At 47.6% G+C, this 3,332-nt stretch carries 2 protein-coding genes; both read right to left on the minus strand.

Annotated elements, in window-relative coordinates; genetic code table 11:
- Nucleotides 1-1,891: alpha-L-arabinofuranosidase C-terminal domain-containing protein (locus tag ED312_RS11270; protein ID WP_123216121.1), on the minus strand; the 1,891-nt coding region annotated here is incomplete at its 3' end.
- Between the two features lie 199 nt (nt 1,892-2,090).
- Complete coding sequence (locus ED312_RS11275; RefSeq protein ID WP_123216122.1) at nt 2,091-3,053, minus strand: glycoside hydrolase family 43 protein; 963 nt, start codon at nt 3,051-3,053, stop codon at nt 2,091-2,093.
- Between the last annotated feature and the right edge of the window lie 279 nt (nt 3,054-3,332).

Here is a 3,332-nt window from a genome sequence, read left to right on the forward strand (position 1 = left end):
AAGGACTTACATGTTTTGCATCGTCCAGGGAATTCTCCGCTTCCGGGTCATCACTTTGCAGTACTGTCATTTTTCCGCGGGAATACAGCCGGGAAATACCTTCAAAAGCAATGTCCTGCTCCCGTACCTTCCCGGAAGTATTTACGATCTTTACAATAATCTCGCCTGTTTTCTTATCCAGTGAGGCTGTTGCATACAGGTCGTTCTGCCCGGTCAGGGCCTGTCCGTTGAGGGTAACAGGGACCACATGGGTACCCTTATTGAGGGAAAACAGTTTCTGCACGTAATAATTAGGCGTTCCGTAAGATTTCAGGTTGTCGAACCAGATGAGATCGGGTGTCCACTGCCAGCCTTCCTTGTGTGCCATCAGCGGCGCATAGGACGTGAGATGTACTACTTCCGCATTGCGTTCCAGGCCGGTGATAAATGCCGCTTCGGACAGGGCACATTCCCAGTTGTTCCGGTTTTCCGGGCTGGCAATGGCTACGCTTTGTGCCGCGTATTCTCCTGCAAACACTTTGGGACCGTTGCGATCGTAACCGTCGTAACGATCGGCATTTTCACGAAACCACTTCGGGTCTTTATAATAATGCTCATCGACGATCTCCGCTTTTAGTTTGCGGAGTTCTTCCATGCCGTATTCGAAATGTTCTCCTTCCGGAAAAGGGCCGCTACCGGAAACTATGATCATATCCGGGTATTTTTCCTTTATCGCTTTTTCAAAAACTTTATAGCGCGCTATATATTCCGGTCCCCATTGTTCATTACCTATACCGATATACTTCATGTGAAACGGCTCCGGATGCCCCATGTCCTTTCGTATTTTTCCCCAGTGCGAATCCACGGGGCCATTGGCAAATTCGATCAGGTCCAGGGCATCCTGAACGTAAGGGTCCAGCTCATTCATAGGTACGAGTTCTCCCGTATTGAACTGGCATGCCATACCACAACTGAGAATCGGCAGCGGTTCTGCCCCCAGGTCTTCCGCAAGCTGAAAATATTCAAAGAAACCAAGACCGAAAGACTGGTAATAATCCGGGGTCAGGCGGTGACCGAATTCCGTATTCCACCGGTTTACCAGGATATCGCGTTCTTCCACGGGCCCCACCGTTTTTTTCCACTGATACCTGCGGTCCAGGGTCCTCCCTTCCACAATGCACCCGCCCGGGAAACGCAGGAACCCGGGGTCCATATCGTACAGGAGCTGAACCAGGTCTTTCCGCAATCCGTTAGGGCGGTTTTTCCAGGTGTTTTCCGGGAAAAGAGATATCATATCCATGTCTATACTGCCGTTCCCGTCAAAAGTGATCTTTAGCTGTGCTTTTTCTTCCGTACGGTTTGGAGTGAGCACGGCAGTATATTTTTTCCAGTCGCCGCTATCCGGGCGAACGGAAGTTTCTGCCAATACCGAGCCTTTGGCATCGATAAGCTGAAAATGAATCCCGCTTATATTTCCTTCCTGCCTGGCAGCCATAAAAGACAGGTTGTACTTCTCCCCTTCTTTTATTCCCATGCCACGGAAACCTTCGTTGATAAGGCTGTAGCCCTTATCATTCTTAACTTCCACACGGCAAAAACGGGCATTGTGTTCCTTATCGGAACGTATTACCGTTGCTATTCCCGAATTCTCATTAAGGGAATGACGGTCACTGTCCGGCTGCAGCCATCCTGTTAAAGGCAGGGTAAATTCGAACGAACGGTTCTTTACCAGTTCGGCATACAGTCCGCCATCGGCAGCGAAATTAATGTCTTCGAAAAAGACACCGTACATGGTAGGCTGCATTTCGGCCACAACGTCATCGGCTTTGACTACCATTGGCACGGACTGCTGGGCACGGACACCGGCAAAAAAGGCCAGGCCGGCTAAACTTGTAATGATTGGTTTTATCATGATGATCAGATGTTAGATATTAGATGTGAGATTTTAGTATTCGGGGCTTTGTGGGTAATCCCCCTCCGCCTTTACCTCGGTTAACTCAGCAACCGCGGCACCTCCCCGGGGGGGGGAGGGGTATTTCTTTTAAATTCCGTTTTAGTTTTAACTCATTATCAAATTGGCACATTGACACATTGACACATTCTCCCATTGGCTAATCCGCCGGATCAATACCTTCGGAAGTCATAATCACCCGCTTCATGGTGCCGCCTTCGTTGTAGTACAGGTAATCTATACATACCGAACGCCTGAAACTGCCTCCATCTGTGGGGATACTGCCATTGTGATAGATAAAGTAATCTTTTCCTTTAAAATGTATAATGGACTGGTGATTGGTATTACTGTTTCCTGCAACTTCATTGAGAATACCCTTGTATTCCCAGGGTCCGGTAATAGACCTGCTCATGGCATAGGCTATTTTTTCCGGGAATTCATAGGCATAGGACAGGTAATACCAATCGCCCCGTTTATGGATCCAGGGTGCTTCGGTAAAATTCGGAAGGTCTACCGTATGGACAGGACCATCCAGTTCCGTCATGTTTTCTTTTAACCTGGTGTAATAGCACGCGGTATTCCCCCAGTATAAATACGCCTGTCCGTCATCGTCAATGAATACCGTAGGGTCCAGGTCGTCCCAGCTTATATCCGTTGCCTTGGTCATGTCATTGGTCACCAGGGCTTTTCCCAGGGCATCCTTAAAAGGGCCTGTGGGACTGTCGGACACGGCCACCCCGATTGCTTTTCCGGGAACTGTGGCATGGGTTACGGTAACATACCAGTAAAATTTACCGTTCCGTTCTATGACCTGGGATGCCCAGGCATCTGCTTTTGCCCAGGAAAAATCCTTAACCTTGAGCGGCACTTTATGTTCTTTCCAGTTTACCATATCGGAAGAAGAAAAAACCAGCCATTCTTTCATATCGTAAAAATGGAAATCCTTATCGGCTTCATCATGTCCTGTGTACAGGTAAACGGAATCGTTATGGACCAGGGCGGCGGGATCTGCCGTGTATTTATGGGTGATGACCGGGTTTTGCCCCTGTACATAAAGGGAAGTAAGGAGATAAAAGAAAAATATGCTCCACCGGTGCCGGTATAATTTTGTCGTTGTTTTCATATAGATCATTTTTTGTTTAAAATACCATACGGCAGCATATCAGAACCACCGCATGATATTTTTCAAACACACCAAACTAATTTTAATACATGACAAAAATCAATTTCGATAATTCCTCGATTTGTTACCCCCAGCCCTAAAGGGAGCAAATCGAGGAAAATTAGGCTCCCTTTAGGGCAATATCATATAGTTAAGCAGATTTGTTCGTTTTTTAGCTCTTTTTTAAGGCTCCCCTCTTGTGATGAAGAGGGGTGGACCGCTTTGCGGGACGGGGAGTTT

The sequence above is a fragment of the Sinomicrobium pectinilyticum genome, assembly GCF_003725735.1.
Classification (GTDB): domain Bacteria; phylum Bacteroidota; class Bacteroidia; order Flavobacteriales; family Flavobacteriaceae; genus Sinomicrobium; species Sinomicrobium pectinilyticum.

Bases quoted from the DNA above. Each gene is read 5' to 3' on its own strand.
- ED312_RS11275 (WP_123216122.1), bottom strand. From the start codon at position 3,053: ATGAAAACAACGACAAAATTATACCGGCACCGGTGGAGCATATTTTTC.